The sequence below is a fragment of the Pseudomonas sp. NFXW11 genome (assembly GCF_049887815.1).
GTDB lineage: Bacteria > Pseudomonadota > Gammaproteobacteria > Pseudomonadales > Pseudomonadaceae > Aquipseudomonas.
On record NZ_JAGEKI010000027.1, the window covers coordinates 1 to 19190 of the forward strand.

17 protein-coding genes are annotated in these 19190 nt (G+C 54.3%); 6 read left to right on the top strand and 11 right to left on the bottom strand.

The genetic code is table 11. From position 1 onward, the window contains the following. Window positions 1-486 precede the first annotated feature (486 nt). From J4P02_RS28685 to J4P02_RS28710, 6 genes are all read right to left on the bottom strand, one after another. Window positions 487-1770, bottom strand: a complete 1284-nt coding sequence (locus tag J4P02_RS28685) for an amidase (protein ID WP_426196745.1) — start codon at window positions 1768-1770, stop codon at window positions 487-489. A 138-nt stretch (window positions 1771-1908) separates the two neighbouring features. Next, entirely contained in the window at window positions 1909-2673 is a 765-nt protein-coding gene (locus J4P02_RS28690; protein WP_426196747.1) for an amino acid ABC transporter ATP-binding protein, read from the bottom strand. 13 nt (window positions 2674-2686) lie between these two features. After that, complete coding sequence (locus J4P02_RS28695; protein ID WP_426196749.1) at window positions 2687-3784, bottom strand: amino acid ABC transporter permease; 1098 nt, start codon at window positions 3782-3784, stop codon at window positions 2687-2689. 10 nt (window positions 3785-3794) lie between these two features. Beyond that, a complete protein-coding gene (locus J4P02_RS28700; RefSeq protein ID WP_426196751.1) occupies window positions 3795-4976 on the bottom strand; it encodes an amino acid ABC transporter permease in 1182 nt (393 codons plus the stop codon). A gap of 65 nt (window positions 4977-5041) precedes the next feature. After that, a complete protein-coding gene (locus J4P02_RS28705; protein ID WP_426196855.1) occupies window positions 5042-6028 on the bottom strand; it encodes an amino acid ABC transporter substrate-binding protein in 987 nt (328 codons plus the stop codon). A 205-nt stretch (window positions 6029-6233) separates the two neighbouring features. Continuing rightward, complete coding sequence (locus J4P02_RS28710; RefSeq protein WP_426196754.1) at window positions 6234-6647, bottom strand: VOC family protein; 414 nt, start codon at window positions 6645-6647, stop codon at window positions 6234-6236. A gap of 113 nt (window positions 6648-6760) precedes the next feature. On the opposite strand from J4P02_RS28710, the gene J4P02_RS28715 reads away from it, so the two are divergent. The 6 genes from J4P02_RS28715 to cysC all read left to right on the top strand — a co-directional run bounded on the left by J4P02_RS28715 (window position 6761) and on the right by cysC (window position 14510). After that, entirely contained in the window at window positions 6761-7621 is an 861-nt protein-coding gene (locus J4P02_RS28715; RefSeq protein ID WP_426196756.1) for a LysR substrate-binding domain-containing protein, read from the top strand. Window positions 7622-7765: 144 nt separating this feature from the next. Next, window positions 7766-8239 carry a hypothetical protein gene (locus J4P02_RS28720; RefSeq protein ID WP_426196758.1) on the top strand — a complete coding sequence of 158 codons (474 nt, stop codon included), beginning with the start codon at window positions 7766-7768 and terminating at the stop codon, window positions 8237-8239. 155 nt (window positions 8240-8394) lie between these two features. Beyond that, window positions 8395-9570 (top strand): diguanylate cyclase domain-containing protein, encoded by a 1176-nt coding sequence (locus J4P02_RS28725; protein WP_426196760.1) that lies wholly within the window; start codon window positions 8395-8397, stop codon window positions 9568-9570. Between the two features lie 175 nt (window positions 9571-9745). Then, entirely contained in the window at window positions 9746-11197 is a 1452-nt protein-coding gene (gene cysD, locus J4P02_RS28730; protein WP_426196762.1) for a sulfate adenylyltransferase subunit CysD, read from the top strand. Continuing rightward, window positions 11197-12618, top strand: coding sequence for an FAD/NAD(P)-binding protein (locus tag J4P02_RS28735; RefSeq protein WP_426196764.1), 1422 nt, complete (start codon window positions 11197-11199; stop codon window positions 12616-12618). Before cysD ends, J4P02_RS28735 begins: the two co-directional genes overlap by 1 nt. 2 nt (window positions 12619-12620) lie before the next feature. After that, entirely contained in the window at window positions 12621-14510 is a 1890-nt protein-coding gene (gene cysC, locus J4P02_RS28740) for an adenylyl-sulfate kinase (protein ID WP_426196766.1), read from the top strand. Window positions 14511-14729: 219 nt separating this feature from the next. Here the strand turns inward: cysC and J4P02_RS28745 are convergent, their stop codons facing one another. Genes J4P02_RS28745 through J4P02_RS28765 form a run of 5 tightly spaced genes read right to left on the bottom strand, consistent with a single transcriptional unit; the run spans window position 14730 to window position 19043 of the window. After that, window positions 14730-15419, bottom strand: coding sequence for a nucleotidyltransferase family protein (locus J4P02_RS28745; protein WP_426196768.1), 690 nt, complete (start codon window positions 15417-15419; stop codon window positions 14730-14732). Next, window positions 15419-16003 (bottom strand): D-sedoheptulose 7-phosphate isomerase, encoded by a 585-nt coding sequence (locus J4P02_RS28750; protein ID WP_426196770.1) that lies wholly within the window; start codon window positions 16001-16003, stop codon window positions 15419-15421. The genes J4P02_RS28745 and J4P02_RS28750 overlap by 1 nt, the downstream gene beginning before the upstream one ends. A 43-nt stretch (window positions 16004-16046) precedes the next feature. Then, complete coding sequence (locus tag J4P02_RS28755) at window positions 16047-17072, bottom strand: dehydrogenase (protein ID WP_426196772.1); 1026 nt, start codon at window positions 17070-17072, stop codon at window positions 16047-16049. A 58-nt stretch (window positions 17073-17130) separates the two neighbouring features. Next, entirely contained in the window at window positions 17131-18162 is a 1032-nt protein-coding gene (locus J4P02_RS28760) for a GDP-mannose 4,6-dehydratase (RefSeq protein ID WP_426196774.1), read from the bottom strand. A gap of 32 nt (window positions 18163-18194) precedes the next feature. Further along, the gene (locus tag J4P02_RS28765; RefSeq protein ID WP_426196776.1) at window positions 18195-19043 is read right to left on the bottom strand and encodes an NAD-dependent epimerase/dehydratase family protein; all 849 of its coding nucleotides are present in this window, start codon (window positions 19041-19043) and stop codon (window positions 18195-18197) included. Between the last annotated feature and the right edge of the window lie 147 nt (window positions 19044-19190).

The following is a 19190-nucleotide window of genomic DNA, read 5'->3' on the forward strand; positions in this document are numbered from 1 at the left end:
GAAGGAAAGTATTAATATCACGCATAAGAACGCCGGTTTTTTAGATCTGTTTGCTCGCACGAACATCATCTATCAAATCGGCGTTTTTGTTTCTGAGTTTCCCGGGATTCCGTGAAGAACCTTTTTTGTACCTGCTGTACGGGCGCCAGCCAAGGCCAAGCACGCACTCTGCAACATATACTCCGCAGAGTTTTCGCCCTTGAGCCCTCTGGATCGCGCTTTGCACTGGGAATTCCCGGCGAATGTGCGTATGCTGCGCCCCACCTTTGCGCATCGACCTTCTTGTGGTCGCAGCGCCCGACGAAGCGGATGACTTTCCCGCCCAGTCCCACAGCCAGCCGCAAGAGCTGGGTGTACGTTTTGCAGGCTGGTGCGGTTTACCAAAAATGAACCAAGCCAGTCCCCGAGAAGCCGGCCACAAGCCGGCTTTTTAATGCCCGAAATAAGCCCATCCGGGAATACAAAGGTCAGCTTTTCAGCCCGTCCTTAGTTGCTCTCCCTCAGCACTGCAGCAACCTGTTCCGCTGCTATCAGAAGAGCCCTGTCACTTCTAAATCCCCCGATCATTTGCAGGCCAACAGGAAGCGCCCCGTTGTTCCGAAGCAGAGGGATATTGACTTGCGGCAGTCCAAAAGCCATCCAGAACTTGATGAAATCGGAAGGTCCCGTGGCCTCAAGGCCTAACGGGGCGACGATCCCACAACTGGCACCCAAGATGGCATCAAAAGGCTTGAAGATCTCTTCAAGCACAGGGGCCAACTTTGCCAAACGCCTTTTCGCCGCGGACTCTTGCTCCCAAGTCGTTGAGCGGGCGCGCTCAATCATGGCCAAAAACTCTACGCTCAGTTTGTCCGGATGCATTTGTAGCTCTTTGGAGAATGATCGAGCGCCCTCGCAATCATTGATCAAGAGATGGTCATCAAAGACAGTAGAAAACTCCTCGGGCAGCCGCACCTCGGTCACTTGGTGCCCTGCCGAGCGCAGGGCTTGCACTGCGGCCTCCAGTGACATGGCGACGTTCTCGTCCACCTGATCCCATCGGGCCGTACGACAAAAACCGAACGAACGCAGATGCCGTTCATCAGTGCCCTCCGGGAAGCCGGGGATCAAGACTTGAGCCATCAGGTCCAGGTCACGAACGGAGCGGCCGTACCACCCCACCGTGTCAAAGCTCGGCGCTAATGGCTTGACCCCCTCAAGAGAAACCAGGCCATACGAAGGCTTGAAGGCGTAAAGCCCGCAATAGGACGCGGGTTTGATCAATGATCCGGCGGTCTGTGTTCCCAACGCGATAGGGAAAAAACCAGCGGCCATCCCCGCCGCCGATCCGGCACTGGAACTTCCGGGAGTTCTGTCGAGATCATGGGGATTGCGGGTGGGGCCGGTGTGCATGTAAGCGAATTCGGTGGTATGGGTCTTGCCCATGACAACTGCCCCGGCCAAGCGCAGAAGCGAGACCACATGCGCGTCTCGCGTCGGGCAGTTGTCATCATAGATCCAGGAGTAAAACCGAGTGGGGTGGTCGGCGGTATCGTAATTGTCCTTGATACCCACTGGAACGCCCGCCAGAAGACCTTTCGCTTGAGCCTTTGTTAACTGGCCCGCTTGAGTGCGCACCCAATTCGGGTCGAAAGATGCGAATGCCTTTATGGTCGGCTCCCGCGATTCAATACACTCAAGAAAGTGTTCGCTTACTGTCTCAGGACTCACCGCATCCGAACGCACCAGTTCCGAAATGGCAGTGGCATCAGCATTACTAAAATTGCGCATATCGTTCCTTTGGGCCATTGATAACCCGACAACTAATTACACGGCGGCCTTACAGCCAACGGTTGGACTTTCGAGCTCCATCTCCAATGGGTGCACACCCAAGAGCACCCAACGGAACCAGCAACTGCATTCAGCTATTCAGTGCAGGATCTGGCTCAAGAACAGCTTGGTGCGATCGTTCTGCGGGTTGTCGAAGAAGTCGTTCGGCGCCGCCTGTTCGACGATCTCGCCCTTGTCCATGAAGATCACCCGGTTGGCCACGGTGCGGGCAAAGCCCATTTCGTGGGTCACGCAGAGCATGGTCATGCCGTCTTCGGCCAGGCCGATCATGGTGTCCAGTACTTCTTTCACCATCTCCGGATCGAGGGCCGAGGTCGGCTCGTCGAACAGCATGATCTTGGGCTTCATGCACAGCGCCCGGGCAATCGCCACCCGCTGCTGCTGGCCACCGGACAGCTGCCCCGGGTACTTGTTGGCCTGCTCCGGAATGCGCACCCGCTCCAGGTAGTGCATGGCGATTTCCTCGGCCTTGCGCTTGGGCATCTTGCGCACCCACATCGGTGCCAGGGTGCAGTTCTGCAAGATGGTCAGGTGCGGGAACAGGTTGAAGTGCTGGAACACCATGCCCACTTCACGACGAATGGCCTCGATCTGCTTGAGGTCGTTGGTCAGTTCCACGCCGTCCACCACGATACGGCCCTGCTGGTGTTCCTCCAGGCGGTTGAGGCAACGGATGGTGGTGGACTTGCCCGAGCCCGAAGGCCCGCACAGCACGATGCGCTCGCCCTGTTTGACATTCAGGTTGATGTCTTTCAACACATGGAACTGGCCGTACCACTTGTTCACGCCCTGCATCTGAATAATGCCTTCAGGGCCCACAGGCTGTTTGATTGCTTCGCTCATTTAAAGAGAACTCCTAACGCTTGTGGCCTGTGTCCAACTTACGCTCCAGATGCATGGAGTAGCGGGACATACCGAAACAGAAAATCCAGAACACCAGGGCCGCGAAGACATAGCCTTCGGTGGCCATGCCCAGCCATACCGTATCGGCGGCGGCTTGCTTGACGCTGTTGAGCAGGTCGAACAGGCCAATGATGATCACCAGGCTGGTGTCCTTGAACAGGGCGATAAAGGTATTGACGATGCCGGGAATCACCAGCTTCAGGGCTTGCGGCAGAATCACCAGGCCCATCGCCCGCCAGTAGCCCAGGCCCATGGCCGCGGCCGCTTCGTACTGGCCCTTGGGAATCGCCTGCAGGCCACCGCGCACCACCTCGGCCACATAGGCCGACTGGAACAGGATCACCCCGATCAGCGCCCGCAGCAGCTTGTCGAAGTTCATGCCCTCGGGCAGGAACAGCGGCAGCATCACCGAGGACATGAACAGCACGGTGATCAACGGCACCCCGCGCCAGAGTTCGATGAAGGTCACGCACACCATCTTCACCGCCGGCAGCCGCGAGCGACGCCCCAGCGCCAGCACTATCCCCAGCGGCAAAGCCCCGGCAATGCCCACCGTGGCAATCACCAGGGTCAGCATCAGGCCGCCCCACTGGCTGGTGGCAACATTGCTCAAGCCCAGGTAACCGCCATGCAGCAGGGTGTAGGCAACCAGCGGATACCAGACCAGAAAGGCCAGCCCGTAGATCGCCTTGCGCGGGAAACGCGCGATAAACAACGGCGCCACGCCAATCACCGCCAGCCACACGGTCAGGTCCACACGCCAGCGCAGTTCCACCGGAAAGTAGCCGTACATGAACTGGCCGAAACGCTGCTGGATAAACACCCAGCAGGCGCCGTCCTGGGTGCAGTCGGCGCGCGTGGTGCCCACCCAGTTGGCGTCGAAAATCGCCCAATGCAGCAGCGGTGGCAGCACCAGGTAGATCAGGTAGAAGGCGAACAGGGTCAGCAGGGTGTTGAGCCAGCTGGAGAACATGTTGGCGCGGATCCACGCCAGGGCACCGATACTGCTGCCGGGCGGCGGCATATCGGGCTTGAAGATATGAGTCGTCATGGGCGCTTCCTCACCGCTCGATCAGCGCAATGCGCTTGTTGTACCCGTTCATCAGCAGGGAAATGCTGATGCTGATCGCCAAGTACACGCTCATGGTGATGGCAATCACCTCGATCGCCTGGCCGGTCTGGTTGAGCACGGTGCCGGCAAACAGCGAGACCATTTCCGGGTAACCGATACCGGCGGCCAGGGACGAGTTCTTCGCCAGGTTCAGGTATTGGCTGGTCAACGGCGGAATGATCACCCGCAGGGCCTGGGGAATGATCACCTTGCGCAGGGTCGGACCGTTGCGCAGCCCCAGGGAGTGCGCCGCTTCGGTCTGGCCATGGCTTACCGACTTGATCCCGGAACGCACGATCTCGGCAATAAACGCCGCGGTGTAGACGGTCAGGGCCAGGGTCAGGGCCAGCAGCTCGGGAATCAGCACCCAGCCGCCCACGAAGTTGAAGCCTTGCAGCGTGGGAAGATCCCAGTGCACCGGGGCGCCGAAGACCAGGGTGCACAACGTCGGGATCACCAGGAACAGCGCCAGGCCAGCCCAGAACTTGTGGAACGGCACACCGGTTTGCTCAAAGCGCTTGGTGGCCCAACGGCACATCAGCACGATCGCCACGATAGCCAGCACGACGCTGATCACAAACGGCCAGAAACCTGGGGAGGCAATGGCGGCGGGCATGTTCAGGCCGCGGCTGCTGACGAAGAAGGTGTCGCCGAAGTTATGGCTGTTGCGCGGCCCCGGCATGGTCAGGAACACCGCGAAGTACCAGAACAGGATCTGCAGCAGCGGCGGGATGTTACGGAAAACCTCGATATAGACAGTGGCCAGCTTGTTGAGCACCCAGTTCGACGACAGCCGCGCCACACCGATGATGAAGCCCAGCAAGGTGGCCAGGATCACGCCGATAAAGGTCACCAGCAGGGTATTGAGCAAGCCGATGACGAATACGCGGACATAGCTGTCCGATTCGCTGTAGTCGATCAGATGTTGAGCTATGCCGAAGCCGGCGCTGCGCTCGAGAAAGTCGAAACCCGAGGTAATGCCCCGGTGTTGAAGGTTGGTCTGGGTGTTGTTGAACAGAAACCAGCCCATTGCGATCACCGCGACGACCGTGATGATCTGGAATAACCATGCACGCACTCGCGGATCGCTGAGGGAGAACCTCTGCGTAGGTGCGCCGATAGAATTTTGCATGAAGTGCCCCAGGAATAATGGAACAGAACATCACCCGGCGGTTGGCCCGCCGGGTAATAGAACCATCAGCGCACAGGTGGTGCGTATTGGATGCCGCCGTTGTTCCACAGCGCATTCAGGCCGCGGTCGATTTCCAGCGGAGAGCTCTTGCCAAGGTTCCTCTCGAACATTTCGCCATAGTTGCCGACCTGGCTGACGACCTTGACGACCCAGTCCTTCGGCAACTTCAGGTCCTTGCCGTATTCACCGTCGCCCCCCAGCAAGCGCGCAATATCCGGGTTCTTGGTGGACTTGGCTTCTCCCAGGACATTTTTCGAAGTGACACCCGCCTCTTCGGCGTTGAGCAGCGCGTAGCCGACCCAGCGGACAATCTTGTTCCACTCGTCATCGCCATTACGCACCACTGGCCCCAGAGGCTCCTTGGAAATGGTTTCTGGCAGAACGACGTAGTCTTTCGGCGAAGCCAGTTTGCTGCGTTGTGCGTAGAGCTGGGATTTGTCCGAGGTCAGCACGTCGCAACGGCCGGACTCCAGTGACTTGGCGCTTTCGTCGGAAGTGTCGAAGGTGATCGGGGTGTACTTCAGGCCATTGGCGCGGAAGTAGTCCGACACGTTCAGCTCGGTAGTAGTACCGGCCTGAATACAAATAGTGGCGCCATCCAGTTCCTTGGCACTCTTCACGCCCAGCTTGCTGTTGGCCAGAAAGCCGACGCCATCGTAGTAGGTGATGAAGCCCGGGAAAAACAGGCCCATGCCGGCGTCACGAGAGCTGGTCATGGTGGTGTTGCGCGAAAGGATGTCGATTTCGCCGGATTGCAGCGCGGTGAAGCGCTCCTTGGCGTTCAACTGGCTGAACTTGACCTTGGTTGCGTCGCCGAACACGGCAGCGGCTACGGCACGACAGACGTCGGCGTCTATACCGACAATCTTGCCCGTGGAATCCGGAACGGAGAAACCCGGCAACCCATCGGAGACACCGCACTGAATGAAACCTTTCTTCTGAATGGCGTCCAGCGTGGAACCAGCCAGCGCTATTCCGCTAACTCCAATCATGGAAACAGCAGTGAGTGCAACACAGGCGAGTTTGAAACTATTCATTCCAATACCTCAAGTTTGTATATCGTTGTTGTTTTTATCAGGCGCTTGAGTGTCATCAAGTACGAGTGCGTATTCGACGAATTAACCTTGTGAACTTATCTGAAGGTTGTCATCCCTTGGAGGATCGACACTTATGGGAATCACACCGCCAGAAGCCACTTCAAATCGCGTAGACCGATTGCAGATCAGTAAACCCCTTTATCTCGATAGGGTTCCCGGCGGGATCAAGGAAGAACATTGTGGCTTGTTCGCCGGGGGCCCCTGGAAAACGAATGCTGGGTGCGAGGACAAACTTCATCTGGCTCTTGATCAAACGGTCTCTTAAAACAATCCAGTCGGACATTTTCAATATCACGCCTAGATGGGGCATCGGCACCATGTGCTCGCCGACCTTTCCTGTATTAGTCACGGGAAATGGTTCACCCAAGTGCAGCGAAAGCTGATGCCCGAAGAAATTGATGTCGACCCAAGTATCGGTACTACGACCCTCCTCACACCCCAGCAAGTTGCAGTAGAACTGGCGGGAAAGCTGCAAATCGCGAACGTGATAAGCAAAATGAAAAATCGACTGCATAAGGGTCTCCTAAGTATCGCAGGAAGGCGGAAATGGCTGGACTGGACAAATCTTGTGCTTGTTTCATGAAAAGAGATAGCATGTAATTCTTACTGCCATCGAAAGTATTTCTTATGGATACGCGTTACCTGAGAAGCCTCATCACTGTCGTGGAATGCGGCTCCATAGCCCATGCCGCACGCTTGGAAGGGCTGACGGCAGCAGCGGTCAGTCAGCGTATCCTCGCGCTCGAACGGCAACTCGGCTTTGAACTCCTGTCTCGCGTCGGGCATGCAGCCAAGCCGAGCGAAGCCTGCCTTGGGCTATTGCCCAGAGCCAAGCGCATCGTTCGCGAAGTGGCGTTACTGGCGGGAGACGCCGATGTGGAGGGGCTTACGGGACAGTTCAGAATAGGTGCGGTTTCGACCGTTCTGACCGGCCTGCTACCCAGCGCATTACGGGCCCTGACCGAGTTAGCGCCGGGCCTCAAACCGGTCATAGTGCCGGGTACATCGCGCTCGTTGTATCAAGCCCTGCTGTCCGGCGAACTGGACGCCGCCATATTGGTAGTTCCCCCCTTTGAACTACCAAAAGCGTTACATATGGAGTCACTGCGCAAGGAACCCCTGATTTTCCTGTCGAAGGAAAAGTCCTCGGGCAGTATCCTTAGCCAGCTGCAAACCCATCCCTACATTCGATACGATCCCAACTCGTGGGGCGGACGCCATGCAGAGAGTTACTTGGCGGACAATGGCTTGATGCCGACGCCGCTGGTGGATCTGGACGCACTAGAAACCATTGCCATGCTGGTAGCCGAAGGCCTCGGCGTCAGCCTTGTGCCGTATTGGTCCGGTTTTGAACATTGGGGCCATAAGTGCGCTGTGGAGCCTGTAGGCATTGAAAAGTATGACCGAGAGATAGTGCTGATCAGTCCTGTTCAGACTGACCGCCCCAACATGTTGAGTGTGTTGTTCAAGGCACTCTCAGCAAGTTAAGGCATCCCAAGCGGCGGTGATAGCGCTGGTGAATGTAGCGTTCAACCAACTCCGGACACCTCGATGGGTGATTTCACCCACTACAAGTCGGCATTCTTGATGCCCAGCTCCCAGATACTCCTTTATTCCAACAGCAGGTGCAGGATGCACGATCCAATCAAGCCCAAAGCCCCTTTCACCCTCAAGCACAGGACCATCAAGCACCTCGGGCCGCCCCTGAAGGCCACGCTGCTGCCCATGCTGCTTGGCCTGGGTGGCTGTGTGGGTGCTTGGGTCGATATGCCGGTCAAGCAAGAGTCGAAAACCGCCGCGCACCAGCAGCTCATCGAGCACTCCAGGCTCCCGGTCATCACCCGCACGGAAAAGGCTGCCCCCCAGCGGCAATGGTGCGGCACCACCCTCTGGGCGGTGATAGTGCCCATTCCCCTGAAACTGCCTGTGTGCGAGTCCTATGACAGAGCCGCGGCCTATGGCAAAGACATCGACGGGGTGGAAACCCCACTGCTGTATTCGAGCCAGAAGATCGATTCGGACTTCTACGCCTGCGGCCCCTTCATGTTCCTCGCCCCCCTGATGCACAGCTACCAGGGCAACGCGCTCTGCGGGAGCTTCCGTTAGGCCCGGGCATTTCTTGCACGAACGTCCACCAGAATTAACCAGTTCTCGTTACAATCGCGGCCACTGATGGCACTTGGCCTGCCGCTTCGCTCCTTCTAGCACGGCAGGTCTCGACTCTCCGACCCTTGAGCACGATAAAAACGAGAACCCAGGAAATGGCCCTGCACATCCCCACCCTGCTCGTGGTGTCGATCTTCATTTTCTTCCTGATGGGGCTGCTGACCTTCCACGCCTGGCTGCGGGAAACCCGTGAGCGGCCGCTGGCCTATCTGGGCGCGATGATGCTGTTGGCCGCAGCCGGCATGGTGCTGGTGAGCCTGCGTGACCAGGGCGTGGACTTCATTCCCAAGGTACTCGGCAACGTCACCTTGCTGCTCAGTGCCGCCCTGAACTGGACGGCGATGCGTGCCTTTGCCGGACGCGCCCCCCACCTTCCCGGCATGCTGGCCGGCGCGGTGGTGTGGTTGACGCTGTGCCTGATCCCGGCCTTCTATCAGTCGATGACCGTGCGGGTCTCGGTGTATTCGCTGCTGGTGGTGGGTTACGGCCTGCTGACTACCCTGGAGTTCTGGCGCAGCCGCCACAGCCTGGAAGTCGCCTATATGCCGGCCCTGGTCCTGACCTTGTTGCATACGGGTTTCTACAGCGTGCGCGCGGTCATCGATCAGGGCCTGGGCCTGAAAGAGGCCTTTCAGGGACATGGCGCCGGAGTGCCCTTCTTCTCTTTCATGCTGTTCGAGTCGATGCTCTACGTCATCGGCATCGCCTACGTGACCCTGTCCATGGTCAAGGAACGGATCGAGCGGCGCTTCAAGGCGGCGGCCTTCTGCGATGCCCTGACCGGCATCGGCAACCGCCGAGCCTTTATGGCGCACGGCGAACGAATGCTCGCTGAATGCCGGCGTCGACAGCAACCGGTGGCCTTGCTGCTGTGCGACCTGGATCATTTCAAACGACTCAACGACGCCTTTGGTCATCAGACCGGCGACCAGGCCCTGATCGCCTTCAGCCAGGTGCTCACGCAAACCCTGGGCAACAAGGATGTGTTCGCACGCATCGGCGGTGAAGAATTTGCCTGCCTGCTGGCCAACGTCGATGAGGCAACAGCGGTGCAAGTGGCCGAGCAGATTCGCCAGGCCTTCGCTCGCCTGCCGTTGCTGGAACCGGGGCTGCTCAGCGTGAGCATCGGTGTGGTGACCAGTGCCACCGCGGGCTATGAAGTGTCGCGCCTGCTGTCCCTGGCCGACGAAGCGCTATACGGCGCCAAGCATCGAGGCCGCAACCAGGTGCGCAGCGTCAGTTCGGACACAGCTCTGGCACAGTTCGGTTGAGTGGTGACTGCCGCGGGTACGGACTATAAGCAAACCTTCATAAGAAGCGCCCGCTGAACTCACGCACAACGCCTGCTCAAAAATGACTCAGGCGATGTTGTCGCATATTGTTTTTCCGAGCCCAAAAATAGCGTAATTTACATTCCAATGGAAACTACGCATTGGAAAGCGAAAAATGGCGCATTTTGCGACAAGCACCACACCTGCATTGCTTGGCCTGGACCAGGAACAGGTCTGGGATACCGAACTCGCCTTCGCACACCTCAAAGCCCGAGGTGATGTAGACACTAGGCGCACAGCCGAACGACGACTGCATACCCTGGGGCTGCGGCCCGAGGAACTGTCGGAGCACAATCTGCTGGACGAGTGCGATCGCCCTCCAAATCGACTGATTCTGGATTGGGCCATTGAACAAGCGCGAAAACGACGAGACCGTATACTGTTTGCCCGGCTCTGGCCACTACCCAGTGGCCAGCCAGCTCTGCATGCCAACGATGCGCGAGGTGCACGCTTCTGGATACCGCTGCCAGGTACTACAGAACAAATACTGCAAAATGCCCTGGTTGCACTGCACCAACACCTAGGCAAGCCCATCGCTCTGTTTCCCCACGGATCACTGGTTGCCGCGACGCGGTCGATGAGCAGCACCACCGATATCCAGCTCTGCCAGTCGGTGTACCCACCAGCCCTGCCTCCAGCTCTGCGCACACCTTCCTCCCCTGACGTTAGCCGCGCCTTGTACCTGAAACGCCTGGAGGCGGAGAGCATCCACATTATCCGTGAGGCCGTAGCCGAGGCGCAGAATCCCGTCATGCTGTACTCCTGCGGCAAGGAGAGCAGTGTCATGCTGCACTTGGCGTCCAAGGCCTTTGCCCCGGCGCCCCCGCCTTTTCCACTGCTGCACATCGACACTCGCTGGAAACTCCAGGAGATGAATTGGTTTCATGACTCCATTGCCCGCGAAAGCAGAATGCAGCTACTGGTACACAGCAATCCGCATGCGTTCGAAAAGAACTTCTTCCCCGGTGACCCCGACTCGGCCCAGTTCACCGCGATCATCAAGAGCGAAGGCCTCAAGCAGGCGCTGGAGCATTACAAGTTCGATGTAATCCTGGGGGGGAACCGTCGCGATGAAAAAAAATTCGGCGCCAAGGAGCGGATATTTTCGCTCAGCACTGCCCACCGCCACTGGGGCCCGGAGAACCAGCGGCCGGAGCTCTGGAACCTGTACAACACCCGCAAGAACCGGGATGAACGTATCAGCGCGTTACCGCTCGCCCATTGGACCGAGCTCGACATCTGGCAATACATTCGCCAGGAAAACATCCCTGTTGTGCCTCTGTATTTTGCCAAGCTGCGTCCGGTAGCGGTGCGAGCGGGAATGATCATGGTGGTTGATGACGAACGTTGCCGCCTGCAGCCGAGTGAAGAAATCCAAATCAAAAAAGTACGCTTGCACTCTCTCGGATGCTACCCACTCACTGGCGCAGTCGAATCCGATGCCGAAACAGTGGATGACATCCTGTTGGAAATCATCAACTCACAGCAATCCGGGCAACAAAGCCGCACGCTCGATAGCGACAACGTCTGTTCCATGGAAAAGCAAGACCAGCAGGGGTACTTCTGATGTCTACAGACTTGATTCCAGTACTAATTGTAGGGGGTGGGCTCAGCGGCACCCTCACGGCGATTCATCTGCTGCGGTCGACCTGCGGACAACGTACAAGAGTCACGCTACTCAACCCCACGCCAGTGCTTGGTCGTGGCCTGGCCTACCGCAGCAACGATGACAACCTGCTACTCAACGTGCCCGCCGGCAACATGAGTGCATTTGCCGATAAGCCCTCGCATTTCGTGGACTTTTGCCAGCATATTGATTCGTCGATCAATACTGGCAGCTTCGTGTCGCGCCGCCTTTATGGCCGCTATTTAGAACAATGCCTGCAAGACGCCGTGGCGCAGTACCCCGGGCGACTCCAAGTGCTGGTTGGCGAAGCGTATGAAATTGATGCTCTTGCCGTTGCGGGCGGATTCAGGGTTCGACTGATATCGGATCAATGCCTGACAGCACGCCAGGTGATTCTAGCATTGGGACATCAACTACCACGCTTTCCATTACCGCTCGGCCCCGCCGAGCGCGCCCAGGTAATAGAGGCTTGGGATTTCGATAGCATGAACCGGCTACCAGCCAATGCACCCGTTCTGATTCTAGGAACGGGCCACACGGCCGTGGATGCTCTTTTTCACCTGACCCAACAAACCCAGCCGCGTAAGGTATGGATGGTGTCTCGCCATGGGCTATTACCTCACCCACACCGGCCCAATCCCAACCCACCTCCTGGCAGCCAGTTTCCCGACTATGTAAGTGAAGGACCGCTGCAAATGCGCAGCCTGATGCGCCAACTGCGACAGGAAGTGCGCCGGCAGACAAGCCTGGGCAGCGACTGGCGGGATGTGCTGAACCAGCTTCGTCCTCATACACCTCGACTCTGGCAAGAGCTTGCATTGGGCGAACGACAGCGTTTTCTACGCCATGTAGTGGCCTTCTGGGACATTCACCGCCACCGACTGGCCCCACTGGCGGCCGACCGACTACAGTCCTTGCTAATGACAGGCCAAGTGCATGTAATGGCAGCACGACTACTGGCGATCCGCAATAGCAACACCGACGGGCTAGAGATCGAACTCAAGCCACGTGCCCAGCAGAGTTCAGAAACCCTGAAGGCAGCGGCCATCATCAATTGCACCGGCCCTAGCATGACCATCGACTCGGGCTCGCATCCATTGCTTCAACAACTGGCCAAAAACAAACTCTTAACTCCAGCTCCCTGTGGCCAAGGCCTGCTCATCAACGATAAGTATCAACCCTGCGATACACCGGGGCATGCAATTCAAGGCCTATGGTACGTAGGCCCTATGCTCAAGGCTCGCGATTGGGAAGCCATTGCCGCTCCCGAACTACGCGTGCATACGCAACAACTCGCCCAGGAACTGGCCAGGCAACTGGCCACCTGTCCCACGCACCCTATTCAAGCCAATTTAGTCTGAGCATGACCAAGATCATTCCTCGCCGCCGCAAGCCCCTACCAGCATCAGAGCCGCAGAGTCTGTGCGACTTTCTTGAACAGCAATCTCGTCAAGATTTGCTGCGTGTAATTGCCTGCGGTAATGAAAATACCGGCAAAAGTACCTTGATTAGCCGATTGCTCTGGGGGTCCCGGCAAGCCCTTGAGTTGGGCGGTTTGCAGACAGCCTCTAAACACAACAACACCCAAGACAAGGGCTTTGCGTTATGGGTAGACGAGTTGGCCGCCGAGCAAGCGCAAGGCTCCGAAGTGACCTATCACCATCTCTCGACACAAACACGCAAGTTCATTGTGGCCGATGCTCCGGGTCACGAGCAGTACACACACAAGCTGTTCATGGGTGCTTCAACTGCTGAGTTGGCTGTTGTCCTGGTCGATGCCAGCCAAGGCGTGCCGAAACAAACTCCACGGCCGATTTATCTGGCATCGCTGATTGGCATTCGGCAACTGCTGCTTGTGGTCAACAAGATGGATTTGGTGGGCTTTGCGCCTGAGGCCTTTCAACGCTCTGTTGAAATTTTCCGGGGATTCACTTCAACGCTGGGTTTTGAAGAAGTAACCGCGATCCCCGTCAGCGCGTTGAAGGGCGACAATGTTACGCAGATCTCCGTTAACACTCCGTGGTATTGCGGAGCGACGCTTGTCGAGTACCTGGAAAGGCTCGAAATCATCGCTCCTGAGTCCGAGCGCCTGGTATTCCCGGTGCAATGGGTCAACCGTCCGCAGGCTTCGTTATGCGGACTTAGCGGCTATGTGGCGCAAGGCACACTCAGCGTTGGCGACGAAGTCCGCGTAACCCTGTCCGGTCAAACCGCAGCGGTGACTGACATCATCAGCACCCATGGAGCAGTTGAAAAAGCGTTTAGTGGCGATGCAGTCACCTTGAAACTCAACAAGGAAATTGAAGTTTCCCGAGGCGATGTAATTGCTCTAGGGCAACACCCTCTGGAGAGCACCGACCAATTCGAAGCAACATTGGTGTGGATGAACAAAGAAAAGGGCCTGAACGGCCGCAGCTACTACATCAAACTGGCCACCCAATGGGCATCAGCCTCGATTACCAACATCAAGTACCGGGTCGATACGAATACCCTCGCCCACCACGCCTGCAAACAGCTGCAACTCAATGACATCAGCGTGTGCACGCTTGCACTCAACACTCCCCTGGTCTTCGACAGCTACCAGCACAACAGGACGCTCGGCAGCTTTATACTCGTGGACCGCATCAGCAACGCCACGGTGGCGGCGGGGATGATCAACCACAGCCTGCGACGCGCGCAAAATGTGCATAAGCAAGCTCTGTCCATCAATCGTCAGGACCGCGAAAAACTCAATGGTCACCAAGGTAAGGTCATCTGGTTTACCGGCCTGTCCGGCTCAGGCAAATCGACACTTGCCAACGCACTGGAAATCGAGCTGCACGCCAGTGGTTATAGAACCTACCTCCTTGACGGTGACAACGTGCGCCAGGGACTGAACAAGGACCTAGGTTTTACAGACGCAGACAGGGTAGAAAACATTCGACGCATTGCCGAAGTGGCCAAGTTGATGATGGATGCGGGGCTGATAGTCATGACCGCATTCATTTCTCCGTTCCGACAGGAACGTCAGATGGCGCGAGAGCTGATTGGCGAAACCAACTTTATAGAGGTATTTGTTAGCACGCCGCTGGAGGTCTGCGAACAACGTGATGTAAAAGGACTGTACAAAAAGGCGAGGGCTGGGCAACTACCGAATTTATCGGGGGTAGGAAGTCCTTATGAAGCTCCAGAGGCATCGGATCTCGAAATCAATACTGGAAAAATCAAACTCGACGATGCAGTTGCACAGTTGATGCTGCGCATTAATACATAATGAAATAGCCAAGAGCTGGGCAGCCGCATTGGTAACCCCAGCCATTTTTTCTCGGAAAAATGTGCATACCCAAAACCAACTACCGAAAAATAAGCAGGGCGAGTAGCAACCACCTTCTTGTAATTTAATCACACCGCCCTGATCTGCACCGCTATACACTCAAAGACAAAAACCGCTTAAGCATCTGAAGATGCCCGGAATTTATCGTCAAACCAAAATTCAGACTATTCCCGCAAGCAGGCTCTGCGCAAGCTTGAAGTCTTCTGGAATACCAATATCAATAAATTGCCCATCAGTACTGAACAAATCAAATGGCTGAATAGTCACCGCACTAGCCAGATAATCAGCTTCAAGCGAAAATTGAGTATTCAACGGAAAATGGTCTAGTTGACCTCGGTTGAGCACATAACACCCAGCGTTAATCAGGCCTGGTCCTGCTTGTCCTTTTTCAGTGAAGCCTTGAACCCGATCTTCAACTACTAACAAACGCCCGTAACGCCCCGTATCGGCAACCTTTCGCCCAACAATAATCGGGAGTTTATGCCGTTGCCAGTGCTGTTCAAGCGCACCAATATCTAAATCCAGAAAGGTGTCACCATTGAAAATGTAAACATGATCCTGATGACATTGGGTAAGTGAAAGACGTACTGCTCCCCCCGTACCTAGCGGTTTTTCTTCGACGACATAGGTCAAATCCATGCCTGCAAACTTCTCGCCGAAGTGACCCGAAATCTTATCGGCCATAAATCCCAGCGATAAAACTACACGCTTAAATCCTTTGCGAGAAAGAGTACTCAGCAGAATTTCGAGAAACGGCCTTCCTGCAATAGGTGCCATAGGCTTGGGAACATCGGGTATAACTTCCCGCAACCGAGTACCGAAACCACCAGCCAATACTATTGCGTCCATCACCCAACCACCTTGAAAAGTTCTTGTTCTACCAAACCACACAGTATATGACCCAAGACCAAATGCCCCTCTTGGATCTTAGGTGTATCTGGGCTTGGAACCTCCAAGAGGTGATCGCAAAGTTCATGCATTGGACCGCCGCGATTGCCCGTCAACCCAATGCAAACCAACCCTCGTGCACGAGCCTCCTCTAGCGCCAATACAATGTTTGGAGACTTACCTGATGTCGAATAAGCAATAAATACGTCGCCTTTTTGACCATGAGCTTGCACTTGCCGGGCAAAGAGCTTTTCGTAGCCATAATCATTGCCAATAGCCGTCAATATAGAAGTGTCGGTGGTCAGGGCGATCGCAGGCAAACCCGGGCGATCAAAGGCAAAACGACTAACAAATTCTCCAGCGATATGCTGAGCATCAGCTGCACTACCACCATTACCTGCAAGAATTATCTTCCCTCCCTGTTGAAAAGACTTTATACAGGCTGAAGCAGCATATTCCAAAGTTTCCAACAGCAAGGTATTTTCCAGCATAGTCTGCTGGACTCTCAGGGCTTCATTTATCTCTTTAACGATATAGCTTCGCATCATCTACTCCAACGCAATGGCCAGCCTAGGAAAAATATATCTGCTAGACCCGCCAAGCTTGTGTTCCATGTTTTGTAAAATGACAGTTGCTAATCTGCCCATCGAATTCTTTCAACGCCCTAATTACTTCCATACGCTTTTCTGTAGGCACAAAGAAAAGCATGAAACCTCCCCCTCCAGCACCTGATACCTTGCCAGCCAGCGCACCTGCTCTCATGGCTGTATTGTAAACTTCATCAATATGGGGGTTAGATACAGTTTTCGCCGAGCGTTTCTTATTCTCCCACCCTAAGCGCATAGATTCGACCAGTCCTTCGAAATCCCCCCGCAACAAGCACTCTTTCATAACCAGTGCTTCGGCTTTTATTCCGTGCATTGCCTCTAACGCATCAATACTTCCAGAATTGACACTAGCGCTTTGGTCAGCAATGATCTTAGCTGACTCACGCGAGACACCAGTGAAAAATAGTACAAGTGATGCCTCCAACTCACAGATCACCCAGTTCTTAATTCTCAATGGATTGACAATTGTGCTGCCGCCGGCATAAAACTCCATGAAGTTGAATCCGCCAAAAGTCGCAGAGTATTGATCCTGCCTCCCACCTTGCAACCCACAATCGACACGTTCTAGCTTATAAGCGAGTTGCGCAATGGCGTAGTCATCCAGAGGCAGGTTCAACAACTCTACAAATGCACGAATCATTACGACAACTAGTGTAGAAGAGGAGCCTAAGCCAGAACCTGCTGGTGCATCACAGTAGGTGCTTAATTCCATAGGAATAGGTCTACCACCGTTATGGTGCTGCACCATATGGTTATAGACAGCCTTGTGTAGATCCAATTTCCCATTAAGAACCAAAGGTTCAGAAATACTCTTGACCTTCTCGGTTTGCAGATCAGAAGCAAGAAAGCGAACGACAGGCTCATCCAGTAGTTTGATCACAGAATAAGCGTAGCGATCAATAGTAGCATTCAAAACATAGCCACCATGGATATCGCAATAAGGGGAAACATCCGTGCCTCCTCCGGCCAAACCAAGTCGAAGAGGTGCCCTTGCTCTTATAATCATAAATAATGCTCAGCAAACATTAAAACAATTTAAAATCAATCCAAAACAAATAGCCAGACTATCTGTTCAAAGGTATTTTTCCTTTACTCACCTCATTCCGCCAATGATTCAATAAATCACTAAACATCTGTCGAGCTGGAATTTCCGGTTTCCAATCAATTACAGATCTGATCTTCGAGTTATCGAACATCTGATAGTCCGCATCAATCGGTCGTAACCGATCTTCATCAGTAACAACCGCGATATCATTTCTAGTACTCATCCCTAATAGCAACTCAATAACCTCAGGTAGCTTGAACACCTCTTCTCCCGCGATATTGAAATAGTCGCCAGGAGAAACCCCACCGCGCTCACTAGCTTCAAGCAGTAGAAAGTAAGCCCTAACCGCATCACGAGCATCTTGAAAGGTTCGTGTACTGGAAAGGTTCCCAACCTTAATGAACGGCTTTTGATACCCGGCCTCGATTAATGCTATTTGCTTTGCAACTGTACTTTCAAAAAAGACATCACTTCTGCGCGGACCGGAGTGAGTCCCCATCCTGGTTACGAAGGTTCGAATTCCATAAGCTTCGCCATAAAACCGCCCCAGATAATCCGTACCTATTTTACTGATGCTATAGGGGCTAGCACCATGAAAAGGAGTATCTTCTGCTAAAGGAACCCCAGGTTTAGCTTTGCCATAAACTTCACTTGAAGAGCAGACATGAACCACTGGGTTATACCCATCAGTTTCTTTAAGCTGCCGAATTACTTCAAGAAGATTTGCCGTACCAATAATATTGGTCTGCAGTGTTTCAATAGGAATATTGAAGGACGTTTTGGGATATGACTGAGCGGCCAGATGAGAAATAAAATCCGGCCTTAGATCAGAAAGCGCTCTTGCAATAGAGGCATAGTCGTTCAGATCAGAATAAACTAGACTGATTCTATCTTTATTATTGATTCGAGTTACCAGATGGGACAGGTTATCTATTGGCTCCTGCCACCGCATCATACCAACTACATCATAATCTGTATTTTCCAGAACATAATCAGCTAACTGGGAGCCCACTTGCCCAGTAACACCTGTGATCAGTATCTTCTTAGTCATTTACTGCCCCTGAAAATTCAAAAAGTTTAAAATTATGAAAACTCAACTTCCGCAGCCTCAGACAGGCTGCGGGCAGGGCGCCCAAGGAGTTGGCAAAAAATCCCTGATGACATAGAAATCATTCTAGGTCTATTTTTAAAAAAAACGCTGTCTGGCTCAACAACCTTATACTCCAGCTCTGGCAGTGAAGATGATTTCAAGCGTTCCGCAAACTCCACTCTGGAAATAATCTCCGGACCAGCAAAATTAATAATAGGATAAGAAAGTTCACTCCAACGCCGAGCAAGAGCCAGAGCGCCCTCAACAACATCATCACGATGAACAACCGCTCTATAAAAAGGATGAAACAACTCTGCTTCTTCTCCCTTTTTGGCGCAGTTTGTCAGGTATTTTGTAAATTTGTCTTCTCTTGAAAAAACATAAGAAAGCCTAACCGACTTGAAAAGCGGGTCAGCCAAGAAAAGGTTTTCCACCTCACACTTCATCTCGGCATACTCTCCGGCAGGCCGAGTTTCTGTTTTTTCATCAAAAACAAAATCCTGTTCACCATAAACAGTATCGCTGGAGAAGAAAACTAGACGCGCACCGCGCGCAATAACTCTGCGTATAAACTCAGAGGTACCAACCACATTCACTGATCGCGCATACTCATACTCTCGCGCACAAATATCCGGTGCCGATATTGCAGCAGTCAGGAATACAATGTCATTGGACCCAATAACTTCGTAGTCAAAATCATCAGGTGCGCCCAAGCTTAATTCAAGCATTTCTCCGGACTTAGAAGATGACGTTCCGTACACCTCAAACTCTGCGCTTGCAGCCTGGTGCAAAGCCTTACCTATATATCCTGAGGCACCAACAACAAATATTCTTAGGGTCATATCTTATCTCTCGAGTTCTTGCACTACATCAGCCCCTGAAACTCCAGCACTGTTTATTAGTATGAAAACTCTTGCAAAGCTCCTAAAAATAAACAGAAGAAAGTCAGCGACATCAAGATCCTAAAATAGCGGTGGTTACTATTTATT